This window comes from Bacillus sp. (in: firmicutes) (assembly GCA_012842745.1).
GTDB lineage: Bacteria > Bacillota > Bacilli > Bacillales > Bacillaceae_J > Schinkia.
Genome location: DUSF01000031.1, coordinates 1 through 5,170 on the forward strand (window position 1 = coordinate 1; position 5,170 = coordinate 5,170).

The 5,170-nt window shown below is 36.0% G+C and carries 3 protein-coding genes and 1 riboswitch; of the genes, 2 read left to right on the top strand and 1 reads right to left on the bottom strand.

The window, feature by feature from the left end:
• Nucleotides 1–261: 261 nt before the first annotated feature.
• On the bottom strand, nucleotides 262–741 hold the full coding sequence (locus GX497_03710) for a helix-turn-helix transcriptional regulator (GenBank protein HHY72327.1): 480 nt from the start codon (nucleotides 739–741) through the stop codon (nucleotides 262–264).
• A gap of 164 nt (nucleotides 742–905) precedes the next feature.
• Here GX497_03710 and GX497_03715 point away from each other — a divergent pair, with 164 nt between their 5' ends.
• A complete protein-coding gene (locus tag GX497_03715; GenBank protein HHY72328.1) occupies nucleotides 906–1,055 on the top strand; it encodes a hypothetical protein in 150 nt (49 codons plus the stop codon).
• 868 nt (nucleotides 1,056–1,923) lie between these two features.
• Complete coding sequence (locus GX497_03720) at nucleotides 1,924–4,017, top strand: methyl-accepting chemotaxis protein (GenBank protein HHY72329.1); 2,094 nt, start codon at nucleotides 1,924–1,926, stop codon at nucleotides 4,015–4,017.
• A 109-nt stretch (nucleotides 4,018–4,126) separates the two neighbouring features.
• Nucleotides 4,127–4,226: riboswitch (purine riboswitch) on the top strand.
• Nucleotides 4,227–5,170 lie beyond the last annotated feature (944 nt).

Consider the following 5,170-nt stretch of genomic DNA (forward strand, 5'->3'; position numbering starts at 1 on the left):
CAATGTGGGGGAGACATGTACCCTGAGTATTATAAAGGTGTACATGGCATAGAATATAAGATTTCGGATATCTTCTAGACAAAAAAGGACTGAGTGAGGTGGTTTTCCTCACTCAGTTTTTCTTATTGCAAGAGAAACTGTTATTTAATTGGTATTTGAGAGAGAAATACTCTAACATAGAGAATGGTTGGAAACAATGAGCAAAAAAAGCCCTCATTCAATCCTATGAGGGTTCGATCTACTTATCGTTCCATCTCCTTTCTAACCTAATTCTCTTTCCTGCTTTCCTGAAGCTGATAATATTTGATCCCTTTTTTCCGCTTCTAGTTCTAATCGATAATTTTCAATTTCTGTCTCAATATGAGTAGTAGCAGCCATCTCTGAATGTTTGTTAAAAATAGTTTTAAAATGGGCAATAAGTTGTTGACGAGTACTCTTGTCAAGACTCATATAACTTTTTATAAGATCAATTTCTAAGTCCGTTAGGGCGCTTTTTTTGGCGAATTCATCAAGTGAAAAGGTTTCAGCTTGAACGAATATTTCTCCTTCTCCATTCCTTAGCCATTTTTCGTTAACAGAGAATTCACGGCAAATATCGTTAATCACCCTTTCCGTCACTTTTTTTGTTTTTTTTCGTTCGATGTCTGAGAGTGAGCCTTGCTTCAATCCAAGTTGTGTTGCCATTTCTTTTTGACGGATTCCAAGAACTTCTTCTCTTAAATATTTTATGCGCTTATGCACGCTGTAGTCTATATCCACTGGTTTCACCTTTTTCTATTAAGATAACCCTATTATAGATCAAGAAAATCGGATAATCTATAAAACCATTGACAATATAGATATTCTAAAATATATTATAGATAATCCGACTTATAGAATCAGAAATTTGAAAGGAGTGGAGGGAATTGGACATCAAATTTAATATTAAAGACTTACCAGAACTAACAGAATTCATTAAGTTTGTAAAAACATTATCTAAAGATGAACAGCAACAATTTTATGCGCTAATACAAGGTGTGATGTTGGGGCGTAAAATGGCAAAGGAAACAGCCTGACAGGAAGGCTTAGAGATTACCGTCAAATCGTCTGATAACTTGAAGTCCTCTAGTACGCGAATTCCTTGTCACTACTAGGACTTCAAGTTGATGACGGTCAAATTCTTTTGCTGTTGTCATGACAGCTTTTTAGGATAAAATCTTCCTTTTTTGATGGACACTAGACGTGGATGTAATTTCACCCCCACTTTTGTTTTGTTTGTGGATTGCCCGCTTAGGATGGGGCAATTCAGTGTCAGTGTGCTTAAATCAATGATTTTTAAGTTAGCATTTCTACTAAGTCAGGAAAAGTCTGTTGGAATACCTTTGGATTTACACCGTTTGATTAGCTTGATAGCTTAGAAACACTGTTATTATGTATTAATACCAGCTGTAAGGGCAATTGATTGTGACGAATTCATTATTAATAAATGAATCATTTGTTCATTACATAAATAAAGAAATAAGGTAGGAAGTAGGAAAAGATTTGATTATTGCGAAACTTTGACTAATTTGGCATTGATTGAACAAGCACATGTCATGAAATCGAATGAATTCGAAAAGTTAAAATCAATTTTAAAAGTATTCTTTATAATGGTAATAGATGGGGGGTATACTTCGGATTGCCTACAAATATAAATGAGATGTGATGGAAGGTTGCGACTTTCGTTCTAGCAAAAGAGGAGGTTCTTTGTGAGGAATACGATTATGTTTAAGCCGATTCACTGTTAAAGTCTGAAATTATCATATTTTAAAGTTAGAGGAGAAAATAAGGGAGGATGAAGAAAAACTATTTTATGAAAAGTGACATAGTTAGAGGCATTTGTGTATACTCAATTATTTTTGTACGTTTTATCTTTGGGACCTCCCGATTCGAGGGGGAAAATAAATGAAATCGATGAAACAATACTTGTTGGTTGTCATGTTAGGGCTTACAATCATTCCAATTATTATATTAAACATCACGAATCAATTCTTTTTGTCTCATGATCTTACACAAAGTGTTCAGCAATCAAATAAAACATTCACTGCTACTCTATCTAAAAATGTAGAAGGTTTTCTTGGGCAAGCATTTCAATTAACGCAGCTGTTAGCAAATAGCGATGACATTAAAGCGTTTGCTCCTCAGAAACAAGAAGAAATTTTACGTTCAACGGCAGCTAATAATGATTATATCGATCTTCTTTATGTGCAAGGTATGGATGGTATGCAAACAGCTCGCTCATCTGGAGAAATTGGTTTTCGTCGCGATCGTTGGTGGTTTCAGCAAATGTTAGCAGAACCAGCTCCGTTTGTTAGCTCTTCTTATTACTCTTTAACTGGCAATGTCCCTGTGGCGTCGATTTTTCACTCTATAGAAAATGACAATGATGAGATGATTGGAGTGATAGGAACAGATATTAAGTTAACTTCGATTCAAGAGATAGTGGAAGATTTTGCTGCGAATACAGAAGATGTCTATGTTTATATCATCGATAGTGAAGGTAAGGTTGTTGCTCATCCAGAGCAAACGTATGTCGCTGAGCAATATAATTACCGTACATTAACGAAAACAGTTCTTGTCAATGATGAAGATGGAAACGCCCGTCTTGATGAAAAGGGTAACCATATAACGGAAGAGAAAGCTATTGAGGTTCCAGAAGAATTGCAACAAATAACAGAAAATGCTCTAATGGGGGAACATGGGGTGACAGAATATATAAATGAATTAGGGAATGCTGTTATTAGTGGCTATCATCCGATCCATCTACCTGGTCAATCAGAAAGCTGGGCGGTTATTTCTGTGCAAGATAAATCAAGCGCGATGGCTATGATTGATGATATGTTGTATAAGAATGTTGCCGTTGCCATTGCTTCAACTTTGGTCGTTATTATCATCGTTATCATGACATCAAAACGTTTAATCAATCCGATTATTGAGGTCACCGAACGGGTACGAGAATTGAAAGAAGGGGACGGAGATTTAACGAAAAGAGTTGATACAAAGGCATATTTTGAGATTCAGAGACTGATTAAATATATCAATGGCTTTATTGAGCATGTTCACCAAATTGTTCAAACAACGAAAGGGTCTATTAAACAAGTATCGCAAACGGCTCAACATGTTTCAGAGCAAACGAATCAAATCGCCCATGAATCTGATACTATCGGAGCAAGCTTAGAAGAGGGTAGCAGTAATGCAGAAGAACAATTCGTTCAGACAGAAGAGGGAGCGAATTCGGTTAGGCGAGTAACAGAAGGCATTCGAAGACTTTCAAGCTTATCTGAAAGCGTGAAAGAGGCTTCATTAGAAACACAAGAGGCTTCCATAGAAGCACAGACATCGTTTCAAAATATTTCTACTCAGATGCAAGATATCCATAAATCTGTAGCGAATTCGGTTCAAATTGTGAATCGCTTAGGTCTCCGTTCTCAAGAAATTCACCAAATTACAGAGATGCTTACTTCCGTAGCAGAACAAACGAACTTACTCGCTTTGAATGCAGCAATAGAGGCGGCAAGAGTGGGGGAAAAAGGAAAAGGCTTTGCGATTGTAGCAAATGAAATTCGGATGTTAGCGGAACGCTCAGCCGCTTCTGCTAGTGAGATTACAGATGTTATCGATGAGATTATCAATGATACAACGCAAGCTGTCTCATCAATGTCAACCGGTGAAAAAGTCGTGGAAAAAGGACTGTCCATCGTTCAAGAAATGAGACAAATTTTTGAAGATATTGGCGATAAATCAGAACAATCAGGCTTACTAACGAACGACATGAATGAAGAGATTACAAATGTTTTAATGGATTCCCAATTGGCACAAGAGGCGATTGAGAATATTGTCCAGCTTTCCAAAGAAACAACAAACATGATCAAAACGATGAGTGCTTCCTCTCAAGAGACGGTTGCGTCAACAGAAGAAATAGCAGCATTAAGTGAAGTGCTGACGAATTTAACGATGGAACTTAACAATACAATTAATCATTTTAAAACAAATAGCTAATGATTGTTTTATCTATCATCATTACGCAACATGTTGAAATTACTTTTAAAAATGAATTGTTTTTAATGAAACGCTGATAGTAAATGTTATGTTGGTGAATAATTTCATAGCTATGTACTGGAAAACCATTCGTATATCCTTAGTAATATGGGCTAAGGGTCTCTACAGAAGACCGTAAATCTTCGACTACGAACGGGCTTTTTTTATTAGCCCGTTCGTAGTCGTTTTTTGTTGTAAACAACTATGCTTTATCAGTCATAATCAGGGGATGAAAATGAGTGAGGATTTATATTTGCAGAAAGTGGGTGGAGATTAAGAATAACGGGGTAGTAAAAAGTCGAAAGTTCTTTTCTTTTAATTTGGCTATGTTAAACGCTGTTGTTGATTTTTGACTCATTTTTGCACAATTTTTTTGAAACGTCCTTGAGAAAGCGAGCTTTCTCAAGGACGTTTCAAAAAATTGTGCAACCTTTCAGCGTAGCTGAAAGGCATGTGAACTGTAGAATTCACACGAATGAGTCAAAATCAGTGCGAGCAACATTGTTCACTAACAGAGCCGTTAATTTAAGAGTACAGACTTTTGCATTTGATCTTTTAAAAAAGACTTAGATTTTGTTGTTCTATAAATGTCAAGCTGTATCTTGCTGGGATTTTTAATAATGATATTACAAATCATAAAAAATTAGAATCATCGCTCCATGACACTCTCAAAAACTTACATGATATAAAGAATGTAGTGGGAATATGAAGTATTAATATTAGATTTCTTCATATCATTTAAAGTTCTTGTTTTATCTGAACGTAGTGGAATATAAAGCTTGTTTCTCTCTTTTTTGTTTAAGGGATGAGGATGAAATATGCGATTCTATGGCTCTTGCTCACTATCCTGATTTGCCAATAATGGGTGAGGTCGTTAAGTGAGCTTGATTCGTTAGGTCGTAGCAAATTTATGAAAAAACTATATCTTATTTTTATTGTGGCGTCCTTAAGTCGAAATATGACTTGACGACCATTGCGAATGCCATTGTGTCAGTAGTCATTTTTAATGACGGTGATTTCGGAAACGCAAGTGTCGGTGACAAAGTATATTTGCCACCGACACTTGCGTTTCCTTTTTACTTTCGCCATATCAATTGGCGATTTATGGATATAA

What these genes read in the sequence shown, in the direction of transcription:
- GX497_03720 (HHY72329.1), top strand. Translation starts at nt 1,924, where the DNA reads ATGAAATCGATGAAACAATACTTGTTGGTTGTCATGTTAGGGCTTACA.